This is a genomic window from Pseudomonas sp. PVC-3-1 (assembly GCF_057444315.1).
This window is the reverse complement of sequence record NZ_CM172023.1, coordinates 1,103,580-1,128,958: the sequence shown is the minus strand read 5'-3', so window position 1 is coordinate 1,128,958 and position 25,379 is coordinate 1,103,580. Positions and strand designations below refer to the sequence as shown.

Annotated in this window: 21 protein-coding genes; 11 read left to right on the top strand and 10 right to left on the bottom strand. The window is 65.5% G+C overall.

Annotated elements, in window-relative coordinates; all coding sequences use genetic code 11:
• Positions 1-178 precede the first annotated feature (178 nt).
• On the bottom strand, positions 179-520 hold the full coding sequence (locus tag AC2T4A_RS05365) for a zinc ribbon domain-containing protein YjdM (RefSeq protein WP_416744283.1): 342 nt from the start codon (positions 518-520) through the stop codon (positions 179-181).
• Positions 521-683: 163 nt separating this feature from the next.
• Here AC2T4A_RS05365 and AC2T4A_RS05360 point away from each other — a divergent pair, with 163 nt between their 5' ends.
• Together AC2T4A_RS05360 and AC2T4A_RS05355 are read left to right on the top strand one after the other, a co-directional pair.
• The gene (locus tag AC2T4A_RS05360) at positions 684-3,671 is read left to right on the top strand and encodes an autotransporter family protein (protein WP_486742877.1); all 2,988 of its coding nucleotides are present in this window, start codon (positions 684-686) and stop codon (positions 3,669-3,671) included.
• Positions 3,672-3,771: 100 nt separating this feature from the next.
• The gene (locus AC2T4A_RS05355) at positions 3,772-4,227 is read left to right on the top strand and encodes a hypothetical protein (protein ID WP_486742876.1); all 456 of its coding nucleotides are present in this window, start codon (positions 3,772-3,774) and stop codon (positions 4,225-4,227) included.
• Positions 4,228-4,257: 30 nt separating this feature from the next.
• On the opposite strand, the gene AC2T4A_RS05350 is transcribed toward AC2T4A_RS05355, so the two are convergent.
• The 3 genes from AC2T4A_RS05350 to AC2T4A_RS05340 form a co-directional block, all read right to left on the bottom strand.
• Positions 4,258-4,899 (bottom strand): c-type cytochrome, encoded by a 642-nt coding sequence (locus tag AC2T4A_RS05350; RefSeq protein WP_486742875.1) that lies wholly within the window; start codon positions 4,897-4,899, stop codon positions 4,258-4,260.
• 170 nt (positions 4,900-5,069) lie between these two features.
• Entirely contained in the window at positions 5,070-6,884 is a 1,815-nt protein-coding gene (gene oadA, locus AC2T4A_RS05345; RefSeq protein WP_416744279.1) for a sodium-extruding oxaloacetate decarboxylase subunit alpha, read from the bottom strand.
• An 11-nt stretch (positions 6,885-6,895) separates the two neighbouring features.
• Positions 6,896-8,311 (bottom strand): acetyl-CoA carboxylase biotin carboxylase subunit, encoded by a 1,416-nt coding sequence (locus AC2T4A_RS05340; RefSeq protein ID WP_138523249.1) that lies wholly within the window; start codon positions 8,309-8,311, stop codon positions 6,896-6,898.
• 241 nt (positions 8,312-8,552) lie between these two features.
• Here AC2T4A_RS05340 and AC2T4A_RS05335 point away from each other — a divergent pair, with 241 nt between their 5' ends.
• Positions 8,553-9,488: a LysR family transcriptional regulator gene (locus AC2T4A_RS05335; RefSeq protein ID WP_478377025.1), complete on the top strand. Its 936-nt coding sequence runs from the start codon at positions 8,553-8,555 to the stop codon at positions 9,486-9,488.
• Here the strand turns inward: AC2T4A_RS05335 and AC2T4A_RS05330 are convergent.
• Both AC2T4A_RS05330 and hexR read right to left on the bottom strand, forming a co-directional pair.
• Positions 9,442-9,657: a PA3496 family putative envelope integrity protein gene (locus AC2T4A_RS05330; RefSeq protein ID WP_024766117.1), complete on the bottom strand. Its 216-nt coding sequence runs from the start codon at positions 9,655-9,657 to the stop codon at positions 9,442-9,444. The genes AC2T4A_RS05335 and AC2T4A_RS05330 overlap by 47 nt on opposite strands.
• A gap of 206 nt (positions 9,658-9,863) precedes the next feature.
• A complete protein-coding gene (gene hexR / locus AC2T4A_RS05325; protein WP_413349461.1) occupies positions 9,864-10,748 on the bottom strand; it encodes a transcriptional regulator HexR in 885 nt (294 codons plus the stop codon).
• A 94-nt stretch (positions 10,749-10,842) separates the two neighbouring features.
• Here hexR and zwf point away from each other — a divergent pair, with 94 nt between their 5' ends.
• Both zwf and trhP read left to right on the top strand, forming a co-directional pair.
• The gene (gene zwf / locus AC2T4A_RS05320) at positions 10,843-12,315 is read left to right on the top strand and encodes a glucose-6-phosphate dehydrogenase (protein ID WP_486743650.1); all 1,473 of its coding nucleotides are present in this window, start codon (positions 10,843-10,845) and stop codon (positions 12,313-12,315) included.
• Positions 12,316-12,509: 194 nt separating this feature from the next.
• Entirely contained in the window at positions 12,510-13,913 is a 1,404-nt protein-coding gene (gene trhP / locus AC2T4A_RS05315) for a prephenate-dependent tRNA uridine(34) hydroxylase TrhP (RefSeq protein ID WP_486742874.1), read from the top strand.
• A gap of 180 nt (positions 13,914-14,093) precedes the next feature.
• Here the strand turns inward: trhP and AC2T4A_RS05310 are convergent, their stop codons facing one another.
• Positions 14,094-14,801, bottom strand: coding sequence for a DUF3142 domain-containing protein (locus AC2T4A_RS05310; protein ID WP_486742873.1), 708 nt, complete (start codon positions 14,799-14,801; stop codon positions 14,094-14,096).
• Between the two features lie 5 nt (positions 14,802-14,806).
• Positions 14,807-16,978, bottom strand: a complete 2,172-nt coding sequence (locus AC2T4A_RS05305) for a PA5441 family protein (RefSeq protein WP_486742872.1) — start codon at positions 16,976-16,978, stop codon at positions 14,807-14,809.
• Positions 16,979-17,320: 342 nt separating this feature from the next.
• Between AC2T4A_RS05305 and nirK the strand changes: the two genes are divergently transcribed.
• From nirK to AC2T4A_RS05275, 6 genes are all read left to right on the top strand, one after another.
• Positions 17,321-18,373 carry a copper-containing nitrite reductase gene (nirK, locus tag AC2T4A_RS05300; protein WP_416744395.1) on the top strand — a complete coding sequence of 351 codons (1,053 nt, stop codon included), beginning with the start codon at positions 17,321-17,323 and terminating at the stop codon, positions 18,371-18,373.
• 67 nt (positions 18,374-18,440) lie between these two features.
• Positions 18,441-19,253 carry an SUMF1/EgtB/PvdO family nonheme iron enzyme gene (locus tag AC2T4A_RS05295; RefSeq protein WP_486742871.1) on the top strand — a complete coding sequence of 271 codons (813 nt, stop codon included), beginning with the start codon at positions 18,441-18,443 and terminating at the stop codon, positions 19,251-19,253.
• Between the two features lie 65 nt (positions 19,254-19,318).
• Positions 19,319-20,047: a Crp/Fnr family transcriptional regulator gene (locus AC2T4A_RS05290; protein WP_486742870.1), complete on the top strand. Its 729-nt coding sequence runs from the start codon at positions 19,319-19,321 to the stop codon at positions 20,045-20,047.
• Between the two features lie 111 nt (positions 20,048-20,158).
• Positions 20,159-20,830 carry an iron-sulfur cluster repair protein YtfE gene (gene ytfE, locus AC2T4A_RS05285; RefSeq protein ID WP_416744266.1) on the top strand — a complete coding sequence of 224 codons (672 nt, stop codon included), beginning with the start codon at positions 20,159-20,161 and terminating at the stop codon, positions 20,828-20,830.
• Positions 20,831-20,938: 108 nt separating this feature from the next.
• Positions 20,939-21,622, top strand: a complete 684-nt coding sequence (locus AC2T4A_RS05280) for a Crp/Fnr family transcriptional regulator (RefSeq protein WP_416744264.1) — start codon at positions 20,939-20,941, stop codon at positions 21,620-21,622.
• Between the two features lie 3 nt (positions 21,623-21,625).
• Positions 21,626-21,808 (top strand): protein DnrP, encoded by a 183-nt coding sequence (locus AC2T4A_RS05275; protein ID WP_486742869.1) that lies wholly within the window; start codon positions 21,626-21,628, stop codon positions 21,806-21,808.
• Positions 21,809-21,909: 101 nt separating this feature from the next.
• On the opposite strand, the gene AC2T4A_RS05270 is transcribed toward AC2T4A_RS05275, so the two are convergent.
• Together AC2T4A_RS05270 and AC2T4A_RS05265 are read right to left on the bottom strand one after the other, a co-directional pair.
• Positions 21,910-23,757 carry a nitric oxide reductase activation protein NorD gene (locus AC2T4A_RS05270; protein WP_486742868.1) on the bottom strand — a complete coding sequence of 616 codons (1,848 nt, stop codon included), beginning with the start codon at positions 23,755-23,757 and terminating at the stop codon, positions 21,910-21,912.
• A 195-nt stretch (positions 23,758-23,952) separates the two neighbouring features.
• Positions 23,953-25,377, bottom strand: a complete 1,425-nt coding sequence (locus AC2T4A_RS05265) for a cbb3-type cytochrome c oxidase subunit I (protein ID WP_486742867.1) — start codon at positions 25,375-25,377, stop codon at positions 23,953-23,955.
• Positions 25,378-25,379 lie beyond the last annotated feature (2 nt).

The following is a 25,379-nucleotide window of genomic DNA, read 5'->3' as shown; positions in this document are numbered from 1 at the left end:
TCACCTGCAGGAGCGAGGGGGACGCCCAGTCCTTGCTCGCGAACAGGGCTCCAGGCATGCACCGAAGCTGGGCGGTTCGCGAGCAAGCTCGCTCCTACAAAAAGCCGGAGGTATTGCGGCAGGCAGGCAACAAAAAGCCCGGCACTTGGCCGGGCTTTTTCATCGCTGCGCAAAAGGCTCAGACCTTGCGCACGAACTCCGACTTCAGCTTCATTGCGCCGATACCGTCGATCTTGCAGTCGATGTCGTGATCGCCGTCCACCAGGCGAATGTTCTTCACCTTGGTACCGACCTTCACCACCAAGGACGAGCCCTTGACCTTGAGGTCCTTGATCACGGTAACGGTGTCGCCATCCTGCAGCAGGTTGCCGACCGAGTCCTTGATCACGCGGGCATCGCTGTCGCCCTCGCTCGAGCCGTCAGCGGACCACTCGTGGGCACACTCGGGGCAGACCAGCTGGGCGCCGTCTTCGTAGGTGTATTCGGAGTTGCATTTGGGGCAGGGCGGCAGCTGGCTCACGGCGGTTCTCACAGTGGAAACGGTAAAAAGACCGCAGAGTATATAAGGTTTCTCCCGTCCCTGCCCGGCGACAGCATTGGCAATGAGCCAGCACCGTTACAAAAGCGTAAGAATCCATCGCTATAACAGGCGGCCACTTCGATAAGAAAAAGGACGCCACGCCATGCTGCACAAGCCCTCCCCGCTCGCGCTGAGCATTGCCGTACTTTCTGTGACGGGCCTCGGGGCGAGCCTGGCCGCCGAAACCGCCAACGCCGTTCCGGTATCGCCCATCATCAGCAATGCCCAGACCAGCAGCCGCACCCTGGCCAACCAGGACACGCTGACCGTCACCAGCACCGGCAGCCTGGTCACCAGCGGCAAGAGCGCCGACCTAAAGGGCGCGGCCACCGGCACGGGCGTGGTCATCGACAACAGCGGCCTGATGCAGTCCACCACCGGCCGCGTGGTCGACACCTCCGGCAGCGACAGCACCACGCGCTTCTACCAGATCATCAACCGCGAGGGCGGGCGGATCGTCGGCTACGACGATGCCATCCGCATGAACAACCCGTTCAGCGCGGGCAGCCTGCTGATCGACAACGCCGGCAGCATCACCTCTGCCACCGGCCAGGCGCTGGACTTCGACAAACTGCAGAGCGCGGCCACCGTCACGATCATCAACCGCGCCAGCGGCGTGATCCACAGTGACGGCAACGACGCCATCCGTCCCGGCGGCAATGCGACGATCAGCAACTACGGTGAGATCAGCAGCTCGGACATGATCACCGCCGACACCAAGAACGACGGCATCGACTTCCAGGGTGCCGCGGGCGGCCATGTGGAGAACCACGGCCTGATCAGCGGCGGCCGCCACGGCATCACCACCGACGTCGGCGCCACCCTGATCAACTACGCGGACGGCGTGATCATCGGCCGCAACGGCTCGGGCTTCGGTTCCGACGGCGACGGCACCGTGATCAACTACGGACGCATCACCGGCGCCTACAACGGCCTGGTGCCGGACGGCGACGGCGATGGCGTGGACATCGACTACACCGGCCACATCGAGAACCACGGCATCATCGAAGGCACCGGCGCTGCCGGTTCCAAGGACGGCTCGCCCAACGGCAGCGAAGGCATCGCCATGGGCGGCGGCACCATCATCAACTACGCCGGTGCGATTATCCGCAGCGTGGACCGCGGCATCCTGGTCGACGACGGCAATGGCAACAGCGGCTTCAGTTCCACCACCCTGGAAAACCACGGCACGATTTCCGGCGAGAAGCTCTCCGGCGTAACCCTCTCCGGCGACCTCGAAGACACCGTGATCAACGACGGTCTGATCCACGGCGGCAACGGCATTGCCCTGGAAATGGGCGGCGGCAACGACAGCCTGGTGCTGCTCTCCGGCAGCCGCTTCGAAGGCCTGGTGGACGGCGGCAGCGGCCGCGATAGCGTGACCCTCGACGATGCCGCTGGCGGCAGCTTCGGCAACAGCGCCAACTTCGAATGGCTGGCTGTAAAACAGGGCAACTGGACGCTCTCCAGCACCAACGATTTCAGCGAAGGCGGCGAAGTCTTCAGCGGCGCCAGCCTGAGCAACACCGGCAGCCTCCTCGGCACCCTGCAGATCGACCAGGGCGCGACGTACTCGGGAAGCGGCAGCGTCGGCGGGCTGAACGTCGCCGGCACCCTGGTCGCCTCGCCGGCAAGCGGCGCGGCCCATGTCACTGGCAACCTGAGCCTGCAGAGCGGCTCGACCCTGTCCTTCGGTGTGGAGCCCAGCGGCGCCCACGCCACCGTGCAGGTGGACGGCAGAGCGAGCATCGATGGCTCGCACCTCGCCGTGCAGGCCGGCAGCGGCAACTGGCCGTGGCAGAGCAGCGTGCAGGTGATCAGCGCCACCGGCGGCGTCAGCGGCCAGTTCGCCGATGTGAAGAGCAACTTCGCCTTCCTCACCCCGACCTTGGGCTACAGCGCCAACAGCGTCGACCTGCAACTGACCCGCAACGACGTACAGTTCGGCGACCTCGCCAGCAGCAGCAACGGCCGCAACGCCGCCTCCGCCCTGCAGAGCCAGAACGGCGGCGCGCTGTACAACGCGCTGATTACCAGCGACTCAAACAACGCCACTTCCGCCCTGGAACAACTGGCCGGAGCCAGCAACGCCAGCCTGGCCGCCGCCACCATCGCCGGCAGCCAGCAGGTCGGCAGCGCCATGCTCAACGCCGTGCGGCAACTGGGCAGCAACAGCCTGCTGGCGGCCACCGAGCGCAGCGATGCGCCGATGCTCGCCGCCACCGGCGTGCCCAGCGCAGCGCGCAACCTCAACGACCCGAACGCCGCTGGCCGCCTGTGGGTGCAGGGCATCGGCAGCCACGGCAAGCTCGATGAACACGACAACAACGGCGACCTGCAACAGAACACCGGCGGCACCCTGCTCGGCGCCGACTGGGCGCTGACCCCGGACTGGCGCCTGGGCGTGCTCGGCGGTTACTCGCACACCGACCTGGACGGCAGCGGCGGTGTCTCCGGCGACATCGACAGCTGGCACCTGGGCGCCTACGCGCTACACCAGAGCGGCCCGCTGGCGGTGCGCCTGGGCGCGGCCTACAGCAGCCACGACGGCGAGAGCAAACGCCGGGTCGAGTTCGACGGCTTCAGCGATCGCCCCAAGGGCGACTACGACGCCGACAGCTGGCAGGCCTTCGCCGAGACCGGCTACGCCATGGGCAGCGGCCGCCTGAGCGCCGAACCCTACGCGCGCCTGGACTACCAGCGTTACGAGCGCGACGCCTATGACGAGAAAGGCGGGGCCGCCGCACTGCATGTCGACTCCCAGGATCAGGACAACCTGGCCAGCACCCTCGGCCTGCGCATCGCCCGCCTGGATACCCTGGGCAACGGCATGAGCTTCACCCCGCGCCTGGGTCTGGGCTGGCGCCACACCTTCGGCGATATCGACAGTGACACCCGCCAGTCCTTCCTCGCTGGCGGTAATGCCTTCAGCGTCCAGGGCACCGCGCTGGACCGCAACAGCCTGCTGCTGGACGTCGGCTTCGATGTCGGTGTGTCGGCACGCAACACCCTCGGCATTGGCTACAGCGGCCAGATGGGCAGCAACGCGCAGAACCACGCACTGATCGCCCAATGGCAGATGGCGTTCTGATCGACGTCACGTCCTGAGGCAGCCTGGTATCCGCAGGCTGCCTCAGGAACGCATTGCTTACAGAGAATTCAGCTATCGGTTCAGAGCTTTCCGAGTATTTGTGCTGGCGAAAGGAGAAAACACTGCCGAGCTCACCGGGCGCTTCCACGACGCCCGTTTCACGTTCATCACGCGCTCGAGCCAACCCATGAAAAGACTCTGCCTGCTCCTCACCGCCTGTGCTCTGCTCACCGCCTGCGATAAGCAGGACACTTCCGCCCCCACAGCCGTCCCTGCGCCTGCCGCTGCAACGGCGCCCACAGCAGAGAAGGCCCTGCTCCAGCAGCCAACGCCGATCGTCAATGCTGCACTTCCGAAGGAGTGCGAGGATTACATCGCACGCGCCAAGACTTGCGCCGCCAAGTCCACGGATTCGCTGGCACGGATCTATGCCGCGAACGTCGAGCAGTCGCGCAAGCAGTGGCTGGCCGCAGGCGACAAGGATCGCCTCATTTCCGCCTGCAACGTCGCCAACGAGCAGTTTGCAGAAGTGATCGCCACCTTCCACTGTGAGTGAAGCGCCGCCCCCGCGCGCGCTCGGCCTGGGTCAGTCGGCGGTGTGCAGTTGACTCAGGTAGGCGGTCAGCGCGGTGATGTCGTCATCGCTGAGCAGCTCCGCCACCGCCAGCATGGGTGAGCCGGCCCGGCTGGGATCCTTGTCCCGGTAGCGCTGCAGCGCATGGGTCAGGTAAGGCCTGGGCTGTCCTGCGATACGCGGAAAGCCGTCATGTCCCATGGCCTTCTGGCCATGGCAGGTAACACAGACGGTAGCGAAACGCTGTGCGCCCTGCTCCACCAGCACTTTGTCCGGCGCCGCTTCCGAGCGTGGCACGACCTTCTGCTGGCTGAAGTAGTAGGCGATGTTCACTCGCTCGTTAATGGTCAGCAGCTTGGCCGCCTGGTTCATCACGAAGTCGGTGCGCTGGCCGTCGACGTATTTCTCGAAGGCATCGATGAGGTACTGCGGATTCTGCCCGGCCAGGTTGGGGATGTAGTCGCGCTTGCTGTTGCCGTCCTTGCCGTGGCACTTGCTGCACAGCAGGATGCGCTCCTCGGCCGCCGCATAGGCCTGCTCGCGCTTGGCCGGGTCCTTCTCCAGGGCAGCAAGCCGATCCATCATTTCCGATGACTGCGCCAATGCCTGGGTGCTCGCGCACAGCAGCACCCACCACAGAACGACTCTCCCCATCACCGCACCCTGGTCAGTTTTCCCAGCGTCGACGCTAATGAGTTTCTGAAGGAAGTTTCCGACGCAGATCAAGCAAACGCACCGTCAGCACGAAAAACCTGCGGGCAAAAAAAAGGGGGAGCATCGTGCTCCCCCGTGGGACTGAACCTTAAAGACCCGTCTGTCCTTGGTCAGCCTTCAATTTCAACCAGGATCTCACCGGGGTTGACCCGGTCGCCCTTGGCTACGTGGATGGCCTTCACGGTGCCGGCGATGCCCGCCTGCACTTCGGTCTCCATCTTCATCGCTTCGGTGATCAGCACGGCCTGGCCGGCTTTCACGCTGTCGCCTTCCTTCACCAGCACGTCGACGATGTTGCCCGGCATGGTGGTGCTGACATGGCCCGGCTCGCTGGCCTGCTTGCGCTTGTTGCCGCCGCCGCCGATGAACTCGTTGAGCGGCTCGAACACCACCTCTTCGGGCATGCCATCCACCGACAGGTAGAAGTGGCGCTTGCCGTCGGTCTTCACGCCGACGCCGGTGATGTCCACGCGGTAGCTTTCGCCATGCACGTCGACCACGAATTCGGTCGGCACGCCTTCACCACCGGCAGCGGCCACGCCCTTGCCGTTGGGGATCGGCAGCAGCTCTTCGGGCTTCAGGGTGCCGGCGGCACGCTCTTCGAGGAACTTGCGGCCGATGTCCGGGAACATGGCGAAGGTCAGTACGTCCTCTTCGGACTTGGCCAGGCTGCCGATTTCCTCGCGCAGCTTGTTCAGCTCCGGCTTGATCAGGTCGGCCGGGCGGACATCGATGACCTCCTCGTTGCCGATGGCCTGGCGACGCAGTTGCTCGTTGATCTTGCCCGGTGCCTTGCCATAGCGGCCCTGCAGATACAGCTTCACCTCGTTGGTGATGGTCTTGTAGCGCTCACCGGCCAGCACGTTGAAGAACGCCTGGGTGCCGACGATCTGCGAGGTCGGGGTGACCAGGGGCGGGAAGCCGAGGTCTTCGCGCACGCGCGGGATCTCCGCGAGCACTTCGGGCATGCGGTTCAGCGCACCCTGTTCCTTGAGCTGGTTGGCCAGGTTGGAAATCATCCCGCCCGGTACCTGGTTGACCTGCACGCGGGTATCCACGCCGGTGAACTCGCTCTCGAACTGGTGGTACTTCTTGCGCACGGCGTGGAAGTACATGCCGATTTCCTGGATCAGCTCCAGGTCCAGGCCGGTGTCGAACGGGGTATCGCGCAGCGCGGCGACCATCGACTCGGTGCCCGGGTGGCTGGTGCCCCAGGCCATGCTGGAGATGGCGGTGTCGATGCGGTCGGCACCGTTTTCCACAGCCTTCAGCTGGCACATGCTGGCCACGCCGGCGGTGTCGTGGGAGTGCACTACCACGTCCAGCGGCAGCGCATCCTTCAGCGCCTTAACCAGTTGGCCGGTGGCGTAGGGCGTCAGCAGGCCAGCCATGTCCTTGATGGCGATGGAGTCCACGCCCATGTCGGCCATGGCCTTGCCCTGGGCAACGAAGGCATCGATGGTGTGCACCGGGCTGGTGGTGTAGGCAATGGTGCCCTGGGCGTGCTTGCCGGCAGCCTTCACCGCCTCGATGGAAACGCGCAGGTTACGCACGTCGTTCATCGCGTCGAAGATGCGGAACACGTCGATGCCGTTGACCGCCGCCTTGGCGACGAAGGCACGGACCACGTCATCGCTGTAGTGGCGGTAGCCCAGCAGGTTCTGCCCGCGCAGGAGCATCTGCAGGCGGGTGTTGGGCAGCGCGGCCTTGAGCTTGCGCAGGCGCTCCCACGGGTCTTCCTTGAGGAAGCGCACGCAGGCGTCGAAGGTGGCGCCGCCCCAGACTTCCAGCGACCAGTAGCCGACCTTGTCGAGCTTGTCGCAGATGGGAAGCATGTCTTCGGTGCGCATCCGGGTCGCCAGCAGCGACTGGTGGGCGTCGCGCAGGATGGTATCGGTGACGGTGACTTTCTTGGAAACGGTCATGTGCGAATTCCTCACAGGCCAGCGTGGGCGGCAATGGCGGTAGCGATGGCGATGGCCAGGTGCGACGGGGTGCGCTTGATGGAGTACTGGGTCAGTTCCGGGTGGCTTTCGACGAAGCTGGTGTTGAACTGGCCGTTACGGAATTCCGGGTTCTTGAGGATTTCCTGGTAGTAGGCGGCGGTGGTCTTCACGCCCTGCACGCGCATGTCGTCCAGCGCACGCAGGCCGCGGTCCAGAGCCTCTTCCCAGGTCAGCGCCCAGACCACCAGCTTCAGGCACATCGAGTCGTAGTACGGCGGGATGGTGTAGCCGGTGTAGATCGCCGTATCGGTGCGCACGCCAGGACCGCCGGGCGCGTAGTAGCGGGTGATCTTGCCGAAGGACGGCAGGAAGTTGTTCTTCGGATCTTCGGCGTTGATCCGGAACTGCAGCGCGAAGCCACGGTGGATGATGTCTTCCTGCTTGACCGAGAGCGGCAGGCCGGAGGCCACGCGGATCTGCTCGCGGACGATGTCGATGCCGGTGATTTCCTCGGTGATGGTGTGTTCCACCTGCACGCGGGTGTTCATCTCCATGAAGTACACCTCGCCATCGGCGAGCAGGAACTCCACGGTGCCAGCGTTCTCGTAGCCCACGGCCTTGGCCGCACGCACCGACAGGTCGCCGATGTAGGCGCGCTGCTCGGGGGTCAGCTGCGGGCTGGGGGCGATCTCGATGAGCTTCTGGTTACGGCGCTGGATCGAGCAGTCGCGCTCGAACAGGTGCACGGTGTTGCCGAAGGAGTCGGCCAGCACCTGGGCTTCGATGTGCTTCGGGTTGACGATGCACTTCTCGAGGAAGACTTCCGCGCTGCCGAAGGCCTTGGTGGCTTCTGAGATGACGCGGGGGAAGTTCTGCTCCAGCTCTTCGCGGCTGTTGCAGCGACGGATGCCGCGGCCACCACCGCCGGAGGTGGCCTTGAGCATCACCGGGTAACCGATGCGCTCGGCTTCGGAAATGGCTTCGGCCAGGTCGGCGACGTTGCCTTCGGTGCCGGGGGTGCAGGGCACGCCGGCGGCGATCATGCTGCGACGCGCTTCGGTCTTGTCACCCATGCGGCGGATGACTTCCGCGGACGGGCCGATGAACTTGATCCCGCGCTCGGCGCAGATATCGGCCAGTTCGGCATTCTCGGAGAGGAAGCCGTAGCCCGGGTGTAGGGCGTCGCAACCGGTTTCCACCGCCAGGTTCACCAGGGCGCGGGGGTTGAGGTAGCCCGCCAGCGGATCAGCGCCCAGGCTGTGGGCTTCGTCGGCGCGCTTGACGTGCAGGGCGTGACGGTCGGCATCGGAATAGACGGCCACCGAACGGATGCCCATCTCGGCGCAGGCGCGCACGATCCGGACAGCGATCTCCCCACGGTTGGCGATCAGGATTTTCTTGATCACTGCGGCTTTCCCTCGGCCCGGGCTTTGTGGACCCTGGCATAAAAACCCATCGGCAGCCCCGGTCACGGCAGCTGGATTCTCTTGTGGATACTGCTGGGCCGGAGCGGGTTCCGGCGTGTTTTTACCCTAGCGCGGGAAGGAGGATTAACCAAAATCAATAATTATTGGGGTAGCCATAAAGAATGCTTTATAGTCGCTGGAAAATGTCGCCATCGAGCAGGCTTCTATGCGTAAGTCATTGATGCGTATGACCCTTCGCCAGCTGCAGGTTTTCCGCGCAGTGTGCGAAAGCCGTTCCTATAGCCGCGCTGCGGAGGAAATGGCCCTGACCCAGCCCGCGGTCAGCCTGCAGATTCGCCAGTTGGAAGAACTGGTCGGCCAGCCACTGTTCGAGTACATCGGCAAGAAGCTCTACCAGACCGATGCCGCCGACGCGCTGCTGCGTGCCACCAACGACATCTTCCAGCGCCTGGAAGTGCTGGACATGAACCTCTCCGACCTCAAGGGCTCGCTGCAGGGCCAGCTGCGGCTGGCGGTGGAGTCCAGCGCCAAGTACATCACCCCGCACCTGTTCGCCGCGTTCCATGCACAGCACCCGGACGTCAGCCTGAACCTCACGGTGGTCAACCGCGCCCAGGTGATCAAGCGCCTGTCGGACAACCGCGACGACCTGGTGATCATGTCCCTGGTGCCGCAGGACATGGCGCTGGAATTCCTGCCCTTCCTGAACAACCCGATCGTCGCCGTGGCGCCGCCGGACCACCCACTGTGCAACGCCGCCAAGCTCTCGCTGAAGGATCTGGAACCCTATCCGTTGCTGGTCCGCGAGCCCGGCTCGGGCACGCGCAAGGCCTGCGAGGAACACTTCCAGCAGAAGCGCGCGCACTTCCCGCAGACGCTGGAATTCGCCTCGCTGGAGGGATCGCGGGAAGGCGTACTGGCTGGGCTGGGATTGGCGCTGCTACCGCGCCATGCGGTGAGTCGCGAACTGCAGTCCGGGCTGCTGCATGAGCTGCCGGTGGAAGAGCTGCCGCTCTACCGTAGCTGGTGTCTGGTGCACGCCCGCGGCAAACGCCTGAGCCCTGTCGCCCAGGCGTTCGTCGCCTTCATCCGTGAAGAGCGGGCGCTGATCAGCCAGCTTGCCGAACGCTTCGCCGGCCCGCCTTCGCCGAAGTGAGGTAGGCGGCGGCGATCAGATCGGGGTAATCGGAGGTTTCGAGGGCGAGGCGCTGGGCCTCCATGCGGTCCTCGATGGCGCGACGGAACTGCATGCGTCGCTGGTCTTCGAGCTTGCGGCGGGTCTTGCTGTCCACTTGGAGCTGGGTGTCGTCGATATGGCGGGGCATCTCGCATCTCCCAAGGCCTAAGGGCTGGAGACGCCAGCATGCTGACGACGGATGACCGTTTGACGACGCGGTGGTGAAGCACCGGTGACGCCGACGAGCGGTCGGCTGGATGAACTTTGTAGGAGCGAGCTTGCTCGCGAACCGCCCAGCCACCGAGTCGCCGGTTGAATCCGTTCGCGAGCAAGCTCGCTCCTACAGGTGTTGCGTCAGGACGCCTCTTCCGGGCGCTCCTCGTGGTTCTTCACCACCTTCGGCGACAGGCGCAGGCTGCGCAGACTGCGCTTTACGCTCTTGAGGTGATTCACCAGGTCCGGGCCACGGGCCATGGCCACGCCCATGGCCAGCACGTCGATCACCACCAGGTGGGCGATACGCGAGGTCAGCGGGGTGTAGATGTCGGTGTCTTCGTGCACATCCACCGCCAGGTTCACCGTGGCCAGGTCCGCCAGCGGGGTCTGGCTGGGGCACAGGGTGATCAGCGTGGCGCCGGCTTCGCGCACCAGGTTGGCGGTCACCAGCAGGTCCTTGGAGCGACCGGACTGGGAGATGCAGATCGCCACGTCCGAAGGCTTCAGGGTCACCGCCGACATGGCCTGCATGTGCGGGTCGGAGTAGGCCGCCGCCGACAGCAGCAGGCGGAAGAACTTGTGCTGGGCATCCGCCGCTACCGCGCCGGAGGCGCCGAAGCCGTAGAACTCCACGCGCTGCGCATGGGCGATGGCCGCGATGGCGCGCTCCAGGGCGTGGGTGTCGAGGTGCTCGCGCACTTCCATCAGCGAATGCAGGGTGGTGTCGAAGATCTTCAGGCTGAAGTCCGCCACCGAGTCGCTCTCGTTGATCGAGAACTGACCGAAGCTGGCGCCAGCGGCCAGGCTCTGTGCCAGCTTGAGCTTGAGGTCCTGGAAGCCGGTGCAGCCAATGGCGCGGCAGAAACGCACGATGGTCGGCTCACTGACTCCCACGCTGTGGGCCAGGTCCGCCATGGAACTGTGCATGACCGATGCAGGGTCCTGCATCACGTGATCGGCAACCTTGAGCTCCGACTTGCGGAGCAGATGACGCGACTGGGCAATGTGCTGCAAAAGGTTCACAGGGATAGGCTCGGTGATAGTTGTCTGAAATTTATGTAGTCTTGTTGTAGTTATACTACAAAACTACCCGCCAAGCCCAGGGAATAAGTCCTTGATTACGCCCGCCAGCCCTAGTCTTCCCAGCTCCTGCGACATCCTGGTATTCGGCGGCAGCGGTGACCTGGCGCTGCACAAGCTGCTGCCGGCGCTCTACCACCTGCACCGGGAGAATCGCCTGCCGGCCGATACGCGGATCTTCGCTCTCGCCCGCAGTCAACGTGACAATGCCTCCTACCTCGCCCTGGCCGAACGCAACTGCCGCGCCCAGGTGGCGCGCAGCGATTTTTCCGCCGAGGCCTGGCGCAGCTTCGCCCAGCGCCTGGAATATGTGGCGATGGACGCCTCCCAGAGCGCCGATTTCGGTCGCGTGGCCAAAGCCCTGAAACGCAGTGAAGGCCGCGTACTGGTGCACTATCTCGCCACCGCGCCGAGCCTGTTCGCGCCCATTGCGCAGAACCTGAAGATCGCCGGCCTCGCCGGACCGCTGGCGCGCATCGTGCTGGAGAAACCGCTGGGCCATTCACTGGAGTCGGCGGTGGCGATCAACCAGGCCATCGGCGAAGTGTTCGATGAATCCCACGTGTTCCGCATCGATCACTATCTGGGCAAGGAGACCGTGCAGAACCTGATGGCGCTGCGCTTCGCCAACACCCTGTTCGAGCCGGTGTGGCGCAACGGGCACATCGACCACATGCAGATCACCGTCAGCGAAACCCTGGGCGTGGAGAATCGCGGCAGCTACTACGACCATGCCGGGGCCATGCGCGACATGGTGCAGAACCACCTGCTGCAGTTGCTCTGCCTGGTGACCATGGAGGCGCCGGTGCGCTTCGATGCCGAGGCGGTGCGCAACGAGAAGGTGAAGATTCTCCAGGCGCTCAAGCCGATTTCCGGCCAGGACGTGCAGGACAAGACCGTGCGCGGCCAATACGCCGCCGGGCACATCGGCGGGCAGGAAGTGCCGGCGTACTGGTTCGAGAAAAATGTCGACAACGACAGCGATACCGAGACCTTCGTCGCCGTTCAGGCAGAGATCGACAATTGGCGTTGGGCTGGCGTGCCGTTCTACCTGCGCACCGGCAAGCGCATGGCGAAGAAGTGCTCTGAAATCGTCATCCAGTTCAAGCCGGTACCCAACAGTCTGATCGGTAGCGGTAGCGGAGCCGCCAATCGCCTGTGGATAAGGCTGCAGCCCGAGGAACGCATCAGCGTGCAGTTGATGGCCAAGGCCCCCGGCAAAGGCATGCAGTTGGAGCCGGTTGAGCTGGACCTCAACCTCGCCCAGGCTTTCAGCATCAACAAGCGCCGCTGGGACGCCTACGAACGTCTGCTGCTGGACGTGATCGAGGGCGACTCGACGCTGTTCATGCGCCGCGACGAGGTGGAAGCGGCGTGGAACTGGGTCGACCCGATCATCAAGGGCTGGCACGAGCACTACCTGAGCCCGCGCCCCTACGCGGCCGGCAGCAATGGGCCGGAGCAGGCGCAGACGCTGCTGGAACTACAGGGACGACGCTGGCTGGAGTGATGCGTTGCGGCTTCATGACTGAGTTGTAGGAGCGAGCTTGCTCGCGCACAAAACCTACCGGCAGCTCCGGCGCTGGGCGGTTCGCGAGCAAGCTCGCTCCTACGAAAAGCGCCCTGGCGTTGACCTCGCTCAGCACGCACAGCCCGCGGATTTCCTAGAGTGGCGGCCTTTTTCCCACTTCCCGCTGCGCCGTCATGTCCCACACTCCGATTTCCCCCGAACTGCTCTGCCCCGCCGGCTCGCTGAAGAGCCTGCGCCACGCCTTCGCCTATGGCGCCGATGCCGTCTACGCCGGCCAGCCGCGCTACAGCCTGCGAGTGCGCAACAACGAATTCGACCACGCCAACCTCGCCACCGGCATCAACGAGGCCCACGCCCAGGGCAAGCGCCTCTACGTGGTGGTCAACATTGCCCCGCACAACGCCAAGCTGAAGACTTTCCTGCAGGACGTGGAGTCGGTGATCGCGCTCGGCCCGGATGCGCTGATCATGTCCGACCCCGGCCTGATCATGCTGGTTCGCCAGCATTTCCCCGAGGTCGATGTCCATCTCTCCGTGCAGGCCAACGCGGTGAACTGGGCCAGCGTGGAGTTCTGGCGCCAGCAAGGGCTCAAGCGGGTGATCCTGTCCCGCGAGCTGTCGCTGGAGGAAATCGGCGAAATCCGTGAGCGTGTACCGGGCATGGAGCTGGAGGTCTTCGTCCACGGCGCGCTGTGCATGGCCTACTCCGGGCGCTGCCTGCTGTCGGGCTACATCAACCGCCGCGACCCCAACCAGGGCACCTGCACCAACGCCTGCCGCTGGGAATACCAGACCCACGCCGCCCACGAAGACGAGCTGGGCCACGCGGTGCGCAACGTCGAGCCGACCCTGGGCATCGGTGCGCCGACGAAGGAAATCGTCCTGCTCGAGGAAGGCAACCGCCCCGGCGAGCTGATGGAGGCCTTCGAGGACGAGCACGGCACCTACATCATGAATTCCAAGGACCTGCGCGCCATCCAGCACGTGCAACGTTTGGCGCAGATGGGCGTGCATTCGCTGAAGATCGAGGGGCGTACCAAGTCCCACTACTACGTCGCGCGCACCGCCCAGGCCTACCGCAAGGCCATCGACGACGCCGTCGCCGGGCGCGCCTTCGATCTCGGCCTGATGGATACCCTCGAATCCCTCGCCCACCGCGGCTACACCGAAGGCTTCCTGCGTCGCCACGTGCACGACGAGTACCAGAACTACCAGCGCGGCCACTCGCTGTCGGAGCGCCAGCAGTTCGTCGGTGAGTTCACCGGCGAGCGCCGCCACGGTTTGGCCGAGGTGCGAGTGAAGAACCGCTTCGAGGTCGGCGACAGCGTCGAGCTGATGACCCCGACGGGCAACCGCACCTTCCGCTTGCACGCACTGGAGAACAACCGCGGCGAATCCATCGGCGTCGCGCCCGGCGATGGACATGTGGTCTATCTCCCGGTGCCCGAGGAGTTGGACCTGCAATACGCCCTGCTGATGCGCAACCTGAACGGCAGCACTACCCGCGATGCACGGGAACCGGCCGCGGCCGGCGGTTGCGGGAACGATTGCGGCAAGTGTGGGTGCGGCGGGAGCTGATGCCCAGGCGTAGGGCGTACAACCGTTCGCGGTTGTACGCCGATGCCCCCTGATCATCAGCAGACGCATCGGTCGAGCTCGAAGCGCCCTGTCACAGGTTTTCAGATTGGAATTCGCGCGGTCGGAGACCAGGGTCAAACGGCGTATAACGTCGAACGTTATACGCCCTACGCCGTTGCCTCACGGGTTCTGCAGGAACACCACATACCCCCTGAACCACCGGCTCTTCGCCAGGTAGTCCGGCGCCTGCCACTCCCCGTACTGCGCCAGCCCGATGCGGAACGGCAGCTGCAACCGCGCCACGCGCGGCAGATAGGCCTGGTAGTTGGGAATGGTCTGGCGCCCCTGATAAGTCTGCACCACCACTTCGTCCACGACACCGGCCAGGCGGTTGATGGTCTCCGGCGCGGCGTTGCTGCCCCAGTCCATCAGCCCGGTGATGCTCAGCTTGCAGCCCGCGGGCAGGCGCTTGCGCAGGTCCTGGAGGAAGTCGACGTACTCATGCAGGTAGCGCGTGCGCGCATCGAAGTCGATCTGCACGCCGACCACCGGATTGCCGGCGGCGCGCCAGCGGCGCAGCTGGGACAGCAGGGTGCGGTAGATGTCCTCGTTCCAGCGCAGAGTGTGGGCGCGGTAGACCACCCACACCTCGCCCTGCTTCAGGCGCGGGATGGCAATGCCCTGGGCGATCATGCGGGCGCGGCCGTCGCCATAGCGCGGCGCGCTCACCTGCCCTTGCAGCACGTAGAGGGTGCGCGCCTGGACCAGCACCGGTTGCGCGGCGACACCGCTCCAGAGCCAGAAAGCGTCATGGTCCGCGGCGTCCACACCGGCCGCCGGGGCGTTGCCCGCAAGCAACGCCAGCGCCAAGGCGAGGACACGCCGCACGGGGCTTACCAGTAGTACTTCAGGGACTTCGCCCAGGGCGTGGCGGAGTACTGGCCCTTGAGGGCACGGAACCACTGCTTGCGCTGCGCCGGAGCGATATCCTGGCTGCCGCAACCGTTGTAGCCGCTGGGCGCGAAGCAGTTGATGGCGCGGAACAGCGCGTAGGCGCGGTCCTCTTCCACGGCCTGCTTGTCGGCGATCACCTTGAGGTAGCCGTCCATGCGCGAGTAGGGCGTGCCGGGGAACAACGATTCGCCGCCGCCCAGCTCGCGCTCACTGGGCTGGGTGTCCAGCGGGAAGCCGTCCAGGCCGTTGCGCAGGATGAATTCGCCCAGGCAGTTCAGCGCCCTGGGCGGCTGCGGGTTCTGCAGCAGGTCGCGGGCGACGTCGACGATGGCCGGGCATTCGTAGCCGGTGTCGTTCTTGCCGCCCGGCCACTGGAACAGCGACAGCGGCATGCTGCCGTAGAGGTAGCCGATGCTGGCGCCCAGCGGCTTGCCGCTGCCGTCGGTGGGCAGCAGCGCGAGGTCATCGATGTAGGCCTGGTACTGGCCGTGCAGCAGGTCCTTGTAGAGCAGCGCGAACAGTGCGGTATCGCGTTCCTCCACCGACACACTGGTGGATTTCGCCTGCTGGCGCAGCAGGTCGGGGCCGGCGACGTGGCGCAGGAGAATCTCGCGGATGATCGGCGTGTGCACCGGCGAGCCTTCGGCGAAGACCTTCACCAGGCGGTCGCTGCGCTCGTAGTTGAAGGCCAGCGCCAGTTCCAGCTGCTCGCGCTGTAGCGGCTGTGCCGCCAAGGGCAGCAGACGCAGCCAGAGCTTCTCGGCGGCAATCCAGTCGTTACCGGCTTCCAGGGCGAAGCCACGCAGGGTCTGCTGGCTGAAGGCAAGGTAATCGAGCTTGGCCGGCAATTCCTCGGGCAGGGATTTCAGTGCCTCGGCGGGCTTTTCCTCGACGTACAGCTGGTAGGCCGCCGTCAGGTAGTCGTGCAGGCCGGGGTACTTCGCGAACAGGTCCTTCTGCGCCGCCAGTCCTGCGGCGTCGAGGGCACGGGGTTCGTTGGGTTCATGGTGGCGCATCTGCATCAGGTCGAGCACCGCCAACAGGCGCGCGTCGCTCACGTCGGCCGGGTGCGCGGTAACCAGCAGCTTGTTGTCGACTTCCTGCACCAACTGGGCGAGATCGTCGGCATCCTTGCGGGCGAACAGTTCGGCGTACTCGCCGGCCAGTCGGCTTTCATCGCTCATCAGCCAGTAGACGCGGCGCATCAGGCCCTTGGCCGAAGCGCCGTACCGGCCCTGTGGATAAGCCTTGAGGTAGTCGCCCAGGGCGGTTTCGGCCTGGGCGAGGATTTTCTTGTCGACCTTGCGCAGGTCCGGATAGCCCATCTCGTCGAAGGCATTCTGCTGCGCCTGGTTGAGCAGGGCGCGAGCAACCATGTAGCGCGAGGTTTCCTTCAGCCAGGGCTGGTCGCTGTCCTGCAGGGCGCGGAAGGATTTCAGCGCGTCGCCGAAGCGGCCGCTGTAGAAGTCCGCGGCGCCCTTGAGGTAGTTGCGGTAAGCCTTGGCCGGTGCGCTCTGCAGGTCACCCGGCAGCAGCACGCTGAGCTGGGTTTCGTCCCACTGGCAGGCACCCAGCAGGGTCAGGCGTGCGCGGGCTAAGCCCTGGCGCTCGCCGGTGGACAGGCTATCGACCAGCAGCAGCTGGCTGAGGAAATCCTGGGCGGTGCCCGCATTGTTGCTGCGGCACCGGCTGCCTTCGCCGCTGGCGAAGCTGTCGGCGGACGACTGCACGGCATCCGCCGGCAGGCCAATGCGCGCGGCGAGGTCGGCCAACGGTGCGGTGCTGGTGGCGCTGTCGCTCGCATCTCCGGGCGCGGAGCCTTCCAGCCAGCGCGCCAGCGGGAACGGCACCTGGCCGTAGCCCAACTGCTGCTCGTCATCGGTCAGCGCGCGATTGGGAATGCTCGCCTGGCCGGCGTCGGCCAGCAGCAACTGCAGGTTGACCCGGCTGTCGTTGCCCGGGCTCAGGAACGGCAGGCTATTGCACACGTCCAGCGTGTCGCGCTTGAGGTTCCAGCTCGGATAACAGGAGTCGTCGCTGCTCGCGCGCGCTTCCTGCACGCCGAGGGAGCCGGTGATCAGGGCCAGCAGGGTCAGTCCGTACAGACGCATGAATGATCCTTGTCCGTTGGAGCCCGCACGCCGGGCCGGAATTCAGAACAGAACGAATCTTACCTCGCCGCGCCGGGTCTTGCCCGCCCGCATGGGGACAAGACTGTAAACACGATCTACCGCACAGAAGAACCTGCGACACGTTGTCCAGCAGATTCCTTCTTTGTTCCGGCTCAAAGAAGGAATCTGTCGACCGGGTATTTCTGTAGCCAACGACAGTTCGTCGATTACGGAGAGTTACCCATGCTTGATCAGGAAGAGATTTCGCTTTCCCGCCGCACCCTTCTGGCCGGCGCCGTGGTCCTGGGCGTGACCGGCACCATGCTCGGCAGCGGCAAGGCCATGGCCGACGGGGAAGCCGCGCCGAAGAACATGGGTCCCGCCGTGGACCTCTCGAAGCTGGAGCACGTCCAGGTCGAGCTGGTGGCTCCTCCCCTGGTCCATGCCCACGAACAGCGCGCCAAGGGCAAGCCCAAGGTCGTGCAGTTCCGCATGGTGATCGAGGAGAAGAAGCTGGTCATCGACGACGATGGCACCGAAATCCACGCCATGACCTTCAACGGCTCGGTACCCGGGCCGATGATGGTGGTGCACCAGGACGACTACCTGGAGCTCACCCTGGTCAACCCGGCGACCAACACCCTGACCCACAACATCGACTTCCACGCCTCCACCGGGGCTCTGGGTGGTGGCGCGCTGACCATCATCCAGCCCGGCGAGGAAGTGAAGCTGCGTTTTCGCGCGACCCGCCCCGGGGTGTTCGTCTACCACTGCGCACCGGGCGGCGCGATGATCCCGTGGCACGTGGTCTCGGGCATGAACGGCGCGATCATGGTGCTGCCGCGCGATGGCCTGAAGGACCGCGACGGCAAGGCGCTGAAGTACGACAAGGTGGTCTACATCGGCGAGCAGGACTACTACGTCCCGCGCGACAAGGATGGCAACTTCAAGCGCTACGGCACGCCCATGGAAAGCTACAACGACATGCAGCAGGTCATGAAGGGGCTGATTCCCAGTCACATCGTGTTCAACGGCAAGGTCGGCGCCCTTACCGGCAAGAACGCGCTCAAGGCCAACGTCGGCGAGACCCTGCTGATCGTCCATTCCCAGGCCAACCGCGATACCCGACCGCACCTGATCGGCGGGCACGGCGACCACGTCTGGGCCACCGGCAAGTTCCGCAACCCGCCGGAAGAGGACCTGGAAACCTGGTTCATCCCGGGCGGCGCGGCCGGAGCCGCGCTGTATACCTTCCGCCAGCCGGGTCTGTACACCTATCTCAACCACAACCTCATCGAGGCTGTACTGCTGGGCGCTGCAGCGCACATCCAGGTCGAAGGCCAGTGGAACAACGATCTGATGAGCCAGATCCAGCCACCGACTGCAATCAAGTAAGCCCCCACGGCCGGCCCATCCGGGCCGGCCCTTTCCCAGGAATCGATGCCGGCGACCGGGGCAAACCATGCGCAAGACCATCCTGATCGGCGTACCCGTCGCCCTGCTGCTGGGCGGGGCCTTCCTCCTGCTGCGTCCGCAATATGCACCGGAACTCGCGCCGCAAACCGTGAAACTCGAGCCCCGCGATTTCGACTTCCGCCCGGCGGGCGACTACTGGCTGGAGAAGCGGCCAGTGGATGCGCCGTCACGGCGTGAGCATCTGTCTCCGCGCTTCGAAGTCATGAAATTCCAGGTCAGCCAGGGCGAATACGCCCGCTGCGTGGTCGAAGGCGATTGCCTGGCGCTCGACAACAACGCTCCCCGCGACGACCTGCCGCTCACCGGCGCCAGCCTGCTGGATGCGCAGCTCTACGCCGACTGGCTGTCCAAACGCACCGGCCAGCCCTGGCGCCTGCCGACCGATCGCGAATGGGCCTTCTTCGCCGGTTCGCGCTGGGCCGACGACGCCCTGCGCATCGACGACGACGACGGCAGCAACCCCGCCCGGCGTTGGCTGGCGCGCTACCGCCTGGAAGCGGAAACCCGCACCAGTGCTTCGGCGCTCCCCCAGACGCGAGGCAACCACGGACTGAACGAGTACGGCGTGGCCGACCTGGGCGGCAACGTCTGGGAATGGACCCAGAGCTGCCACCAGCGAGTCAACCTCGACGCCCAGGGCGCCCAGACCCACCGCGCCGAGTACTGCTCGATCCGCATCGCCGAAGGGCGTCACCGCGCGGCGATCAACGATTTCGTCCGCGATGCCCGCAGCGGCGGTTGCAGCGCCGGGCAACCACCGGACAACCTGGGCTTCCGCCTGGTCCGGGACATCCCTTGATTCCCCTCAAGTTCTGCCATCGCGCTTAACCGCTATGCTGCGGCAGGACTTAGGGAATCATTGCCGTGACCGCCAATATCTCCCTCAATCGCGCCTGGCTGGGCAGCTTGCCGCCCTTTGCCAATAGCAGCCGCGACGAGCAGGACGACATCCTCCGCCAGGCCAGCATTCTGCGCGTGAACAGCGGCGTAGCCGTGTTCGAGCAGGGTGCGCCGGCGACCCGCTTCTACCTGCTGGTGCACGGCCGGCTGAAAGCCACCCAGCTCACCGGAGACGGCCAGCGCGTGCTGGTGCGCGTGGTCAACCCCGGCGATCTGTTCGGTTTCGTCCGCGCCCTTGGCCGGCGCGACTATCCCGCGACCGCCACTGCAGGCCAGGACAGCCTGGTCCTAGCCTGGCCCACCAGCCAGTGGGAACCCCTGCTCGCCCGCCACCCCGGCTTCGCCCTGAACACCGTTCAGGCCATCGGCGAGCGCCTGCAGGAAGCCCATGTGCGCTTCTGCGAACTGGCCACCGAAGAGGTCGAACGGCGTGTCGCCCACACCGTGCTGCGCCTGGTGCAGCAGTCCGGCCGACCGGAGGCCGACGGCATCCGCATCGATTTCCCGGTCACCCGCCAGGACATCGCCGAGATGACCGGCACCACGCTGCACACCGTCTCGCGCATCCTCAGTGCCTGGGAGGACCGCGGCCTGGTCATCGGTGGCCGGCAGAAGCTGCTGGTATGCGACCCGCAGCAACTGATGCGGGTCGCCGGCGGCGACGAGCGGGAAATGGCCGCCCTGGACGCTTGACTGCAATCAAGGAGCCGGGCGCCCGTGCTTCCCTAGACTGACCGCCACCGCCCCAAGATTGACTGCCACGACGACCGCGGCCGCCGTGCCCCACTCCACCCGAGGCCCGCCATGACCGACAACCTCACCGAACGCACCCTGAGCGACCTGGCCTTCAGCCTGCCGGGCAGCTCCGCCCTGTTCCACGACTACAAGCTCGACTTCTGCTGCGCCGGCCAGCGCAGCCTGGGCGAAGCCGCCAGCGAACAGGGCCTCGACGCCCAGCGCATCGCCGCCGAGCTGCAGGCGCTGCCGCCTGCAAATGACCAGACCGACTGGCGCCTGAGCAGCAACGACCAACTGATCGACCACATCCTCGAGCGCTACCACAAGGTTCACCGCGAGCAGCTGCCAGCGCTGATCCCGCTGGCCGAGCGCGTCGAGAAGACCCATGCCGCGCATCCGCAATGCCCCGCCGGCCTGACCGCGCACCTGAAGAAGATCCAGGAGGAACTCGAGTGGCACATGTGCAAGGAAGAAAGCGTGCTGTTCCCCTGGCTGCGCCAGGGCATCCCGCTGACCCACGTGCAGGGCCCGATCGGCGTGATGCGCCATGAGCACGACGAACACTCGCAGTCCCTCGCCGTACTGGCCGACCTGACCGATGACCTCACCGTACCGGCGGACGGCTGCAACAGCTGGCGCCGCCTCTACAGCGGCCTGGAAGAGCTGCGCCGCGACCTGATGCAGCACATCCATCTGGAGAACAACCTGCTGTTCCTGGGCGCCAACCACCCGGCCTGAGCGCCGGACCGGGAGCCTGGAGGGCGACCAGTGACAGCTTGTCTCACCACACTGCCCGGCGGCATCGCACATACTGGCGGGATTGTCCCCGCCCAGGAGCGCTCCGCCATGCTCGCGCATCGCGTCCACCACCAGATTCTGTGCGGCCACCACCTGTTCAACGTGCTCAACGAAGAGCAGCTGGAACAGTTGCTCGCCACCAGCGCGCTGCTCAACCTGGAGAAAGGCGACAAGCTGTTCCTCCAGGGCGAACCGGCCCACTCCTTCTACTTCGTGATCTCCGGAGCGGTGAAAATCTACCGCCTGACACCGGAGGGGCAGGAAAAGGTGCTGGAGGTCGTCGGCAGCCGGCAGACCTTCGCCGAAGCCATGATGCTGATGGACACTTCCGACTACGTGGCTTCGGCACAGGCGCTGGAGCCCACGCAGGTCTACCGCTTCTCCAACCGCACCTACATGGAATTGCTGCACAGCAATCCGCAGTTGCCCTTCTCCCTTCTCGCCACCCTGTGCGTGCGCCTGCACCGGCGGATCAACGAGATCGAGACGCTGTCGCTGAAGAACTCCACCCACCGCGTGGTGCGCTACCTGATCACCCAGCTCAACCGCCAGGGTGGCGAAAGTGGCCGCTTCGAGCTGCCGATGGCCAAGCAACTGGTGGCCGGGCACCTGTCGATCCAACCGGAGACTTTCTCCCGCGTGCTGCGGCGGCTGATCGACGAGAACATCATCGACCTCAACGGCCGCACCGTGCAGGTACTCGACGTCGCGCGACTGGAACAGTTCGAGTAAGCCATGCGCCAGTGCCTGTACTGCCGGCACGAGAGTCCCGAGGACACTGCGGATTGCCCGCAGTGCGGGATGCCCCTGCCGGTGGACCAAACCGCAGCGCGCCAGCGCCGCCAGCGGAGATTCGCGTGGTACTGCGCGTTCCTCGCGCTGTTCTGCCTCGTCATGATGCTCTGGCTGCCGCGCTGAGCCCCAAACCGGACTGTCCCTTGTAGGAGCGAGCTTGCTCGCGAACAGGCCCCGCCGCGGGATTTGGTTCGCGAGCAAGCTCGCTCCTACAGACAGCTCTGTCAGCCTTGGCGACGGGTGAGCTGCCGGTAGAGCTGCGGCAATTGCACCGGCAGTTGCGCCGGATCGTTGATCAACAGATAGCCCTGGCTGCCAAACAGGTGCGGCAGGTAGTCCGCCGCCTCGCGGTCAATGGTGATGCAGAACGGCACCAGCCCTGCGCGACGGGCTTCCAGCACCGCCTGGCGGGTGTCCTCGACGCCGTAGCGCCCCTCGTACAAATCCAGATCATTGGGTTTGCCGTCGGTGAGGATCAGCAGCACGCGCTGGCGCTCCTTGCGCTCCAGCAGCAATTGAGTGGCCCGGCGGATGGCCGCGCCCATGCGCGTGTAGTAACCAGGGCGCAGCGCGCGGATACGCCCGCGTACGACATCGTTGTGGCGCTCATCGAAGGTTTTCAGCTTGGTCAGGCGCACCTGCTGGCGACGCAGCGAGGAGAACCCGTACAGCGCGAAGCGGTCACCCACCGCCTGCAGCGCCTCGCCGAACAGCAGCAGGCTGTCGCTGATCAGGTCGATCACCCGGTGGTCGTTGTCGATGTGCGCGTCGGTTGACATCGACAGGTCCGCCAGCAGCAGGCACGCGAGATCGCGACGGGTCTGCCGGCGTTCGAGGAACAACCCCGGCTCGCTGCACGCGCCAAGGCGCCGTTCGACGCTGAAATCCAGCCAGGCTTCCAGGTCCAGTTCTGCGCCCTGGGGTTGCCGGCGCAACCATTGCGGCTGTTGGCGCAGACTCTCGAACTGCCGACGCAGGCGCCGCGCGATAGGTGCCAGGGAATCCGGGAGCGGTGCCGGCACGGCGTCGCGGGGCAGCATCGGTTGCAGGCAGACATGGTCGTCGATCAGTTGCTGGCGGCGGTAGTCCCATTCCGGCAGGCGAACCCCCTCGCCCAGCGGCACGTCGTCGAAGTCGGCGGCCGGCAGGTCGAGGTCGAGCTTCAGCCCGCCGCCCTTCTTCTGCCGTTGCCGGGACATACTCAGGTGATCGAGGTCATCGGCGACCTTGGCCGCATCCAGGTCCTCGCTGTCATCGCCGGCGCGATCCAGTTCGATGTGCTCGGACCAGCTGAACAGGTTTTCCAATCGGAACAACAGCAGGCCGCCCCGGCCGGGATCCTGCTCGACCCGCTCGGCGCGCTTGCGTGCCAGGCCCTTGGCTTCGCTGTGGGCGGAACGACCCTGCTCGTCGCCGTCGATCAGGTCGGTATGTTGCGGCGCGGCCAGGCGTTGCGGCGGGTAAAGCCACAGCGGCACCGGCCAGGGAGCCTTTTCACTGCGCGGCAGGCGCTCGACGCTGCCCGGATCGCGCAGCGCACGTTGCAGTGCCAGTTCCAGCTCCGCTTCGGCGGGCGGCAGGTCACCCGCATCAGGACGCAGACTGAGCAACGCTTCCACCAGCCGACGGTAGCGCGGGCGCAGCAACGGATAGCGCTCCAGCACGGCACGGGTCCAGGCCTGGTTGTCGCGCGCCCAGTGGCGCATCGGCTGACTGTGGGCGGCGAGCAGCGCCAGCCAGCGGTACAGTTCGCGGTTCAGCCCGGCGTCGGGGAACACCGCCAGCTGCGCGGGCAGGCGCAGGGAATCGGCGTCGAACCAGGCCACCGGCAATTGCTGGCAGGTACCGGCCACTTGTTGCAGCAGGCTGCGGCGCACCAGCAGTTCGCGGGCGCTGGCCGCCTCCACGCCGACCCCGGCTTCGCCGCCGGTGCCGCGGAACAACAACAGCAGGCTGCGGCGCATGTCATCCAGGGTCACCGCCGCCTCTTCGAACTCCGGGCTGGCGCGACGGGTGATGAAACGGTGCCAGGCGCGGCCGAAGCCTTCTTCGATTTCGAGGTGGATGGTCATGGAGCCTCCAGGGGGAAAGCAGGTACAGGGCGGCACGGCGCCAAACGCCACGCCGAACCAGTCCCCTCTCCCCCGCCCTCTCCCTAAAGGGAGAGGGAGCTATCCGAGCGGCTGGAAGATGCCTGCCTCCCGATAACTCCCATCATGAAAAAAAGGCCCGCCGCAAAGCGGACGGGCCCGGCTGGACGGTATCGCTCAGCTCACCTGAGCCGCGCCGGAGGCAACGGCCACGCGACCGCGCTGGCGGAAGCTGAGCAAGTAGCAGATCAGCCCGATGAAGAAGCCGACACCGGAGTACAGGCGCAGCCAGAAGAAGATCTTCAGCTGGTCGACCGTGGCCATGAACGGCATGGCGGCGCCATCGGCGGGCATGCGTTGCAGCCAGACCTGGACGATGCCGGCAGCGGTGAGCATCAGGGTGATCAGCAGCATGGAGATGGTCATCAACCAGAAGCCCCAGATCTCCAGGCTCTGCGCGCGGGCGTCAGGCGCTTCGCCGATGCCCCGCAGGCGCGGCATGGCGTAACTGATCATGGTCATGACGATCATCGCGTAGGCACCGTAGAAGGCCAGGTGACCGTGGGCGGCGGTGAGCTGCGAGCCGTGGGTGTAGTAGTTCACCGGAGCCAGGGTGTGCAGGAAGCCCCACACGCCAGCGCCTAGGAAGGCGGTCACGGTGGTGCCCAGAGCCCACAGCGCGGCGGCCTTGTTCGGGTGTTCGCGGCGGCGACGGTTCACCATATTGAAGGCGAACAGCACCATGGCGAAGAACGGCAGCGGCTCCAGCGCGGAGAAGATCGAACCCAGCCACAGCCACACGCCCGGTGCGCCGATCCAGAAGAAGTGGTGGCCGGTGCCGATGATGCCGGTGATCAGGGCCATGGCGATGATCACGTAGAGCCATTTCTCCACGACCTCGCGGTCGACGCCGGTGATCTTGATCAGCACGAAGGCCAGCATCGCGCCCATGATCAGTTCCCACACGCCTTCCACCCACAGGTGCACGACCCACCACCAGTAGTACTTGTCGCGCGACAGGTTTTCCGGGTTGTAGAAGGAGAACAGGAAGAACACCGCCAGGCCCACCAGACCGGTCATCATTACCACGCTGACGGCGGTCTTGCGGCCCTTGAGCATGGTCATGCCGATGTTGAAGAGGAAGCCCAGCGCCACCACCACGATGCCCATCTTGGTGATGGTCGGCTGTTCGAGGAACTCCCGGCCCATGGTCGGCAGCAGCTCGTTGTGGGTCAGCTTCGCCAGGCCAGCATAGGGCACCAGCAGGTAGCCGAGGATGGTGAGCACGCCGGCGATAGCGAATACCCAGAACAGCACGATGGCCAGTTTCGGGCTGTACAGCTCGCGATCGGCCTCTTCGGGGATCAGGTAGTACGCCGCGCCCATGAAGGCGAACAGCAGCCAGACGATCAGCAGGTTGGTGTGCACCATCCGCGCCACGTTGAAGGGGATCGCCGGGAACAGGAAGTCACCGATGACGTACTGCACGCCCATGATCAGCCCGAAGACGATCTGCCCGACGAAGAGCATCAGGGCGAACACGAAGTACGGCTTGGCCACCGACTGCGAGGCGAATTTCAGATAGGGATTGCCCGGGTTCATGC

What these genes read in the sequence shown, in the direction of transcription:
- AC2T4A_RS05265 (WP_486742867.1), bottom strand. Translation starts at nt 25,377, where the DNA reads ATGAACCCGGGCAATCCCTATCTGAAATTCGCCTCGCAGTCGGTGGCC.
- AC2T4A_RS05270 (WP_486742868.1), bottom strand. Translation starts at nt 23,757, where the DNA reads ATGACCATCCACCTCGAAATCGAAGAAGGCTTCGGCCGCGCCTGGCAC.
- ytfE (WP_416744266.1), top strand. Translation starts at nt 20,159, where the DNA reads ATGACCGACAACCTCACCGAACGCACCCTGAGCGACCTGGCCTTCAGC.
- nirK (WP_416744395.1), top strand. Translation starts at nt 17,321, where the DNA reads ATGGCCGACGGGGAAGCCGCGCCGAAGAACATGGGTCCCGCCGTGGAC.
- AC2T4A_RS05275 (WP_486742869.1), top strand. Translation starts at nt 21,626, where the DNA reads ATGCGCCAGTGCCTGTACTGCCGGCACGAGAGTCCCGAGGACACTGCG.
- oadA (WP_416744279.1), bottom strand. Translation starts at nt 6,884, where the DNA reads ATGACCGTTTCCAAGAAAGTCACCGTCACCGATACCATCCTGCGCGAC.
- trhP (WP_486742874.1), top strand. Translation starts at nt 12,510, where the DNA reads ATGTCCCACACTCCGATTTCCCCCGAACTGCTCTGCCCCGCCGGCTCG.
- AC2T4A_RS05360 (WP_486742877.1), top strand. Translation starts at nt 684, where the DNA reads ATGCTGCACAAGCCCTCCCCGCTCGCGCTGAGCATTGCCGTACTTTCT.
- AC2T4A_RS05305 (WP_486742872.1), bottom strand. Translation starts at nt 16,978, where the DNA reads ATGCGTCTGTACGGACTGACCCTGCTGGCCCTGATCACCGGCTCCCTC.
- AC2T4A_RS05295 (WP_486742871.1), top strand. Translation starts at nt 18,441, where the DNA reads ATGCGCAAGACCATCCTGATCGGCGTACCCGTCGCCCTGCTGCTGGGC.
- AC2T4A_RS05335 (WP_478377025.1), top strand. Translation starts at nt 8,553, where the DNA reads ATGCGTATGACCCTTCGCCAGCTGCAGGTTTTCCGCGCAGTGTGCGAA.
- AC2T4A_RS05280 (WP_416744264.1), top strand. Translation starts at nt 20,939, where the DNA reads ATGCTCGCGCATCGCGTCCACCACCAGATTCTGTGCGGCCACCACCTG.
- AC2T4A_RS05330 (WP_024766117.1), bottom strand. Translation starts at nt 9,657, where the DNA reads ATGCCCCGCCATATCGACGACACCCAGCTCCAAGTGGACAGCAAGACC.
- AC2T4A_RS05350 (WP_486742875.1), bottom strand. Translation starts at nt 4,899, where the DNA reads ATGGGGAGAGTCGTTCTGTGGTGGGTGCTGCTGTGCGCGAGCACCCAG.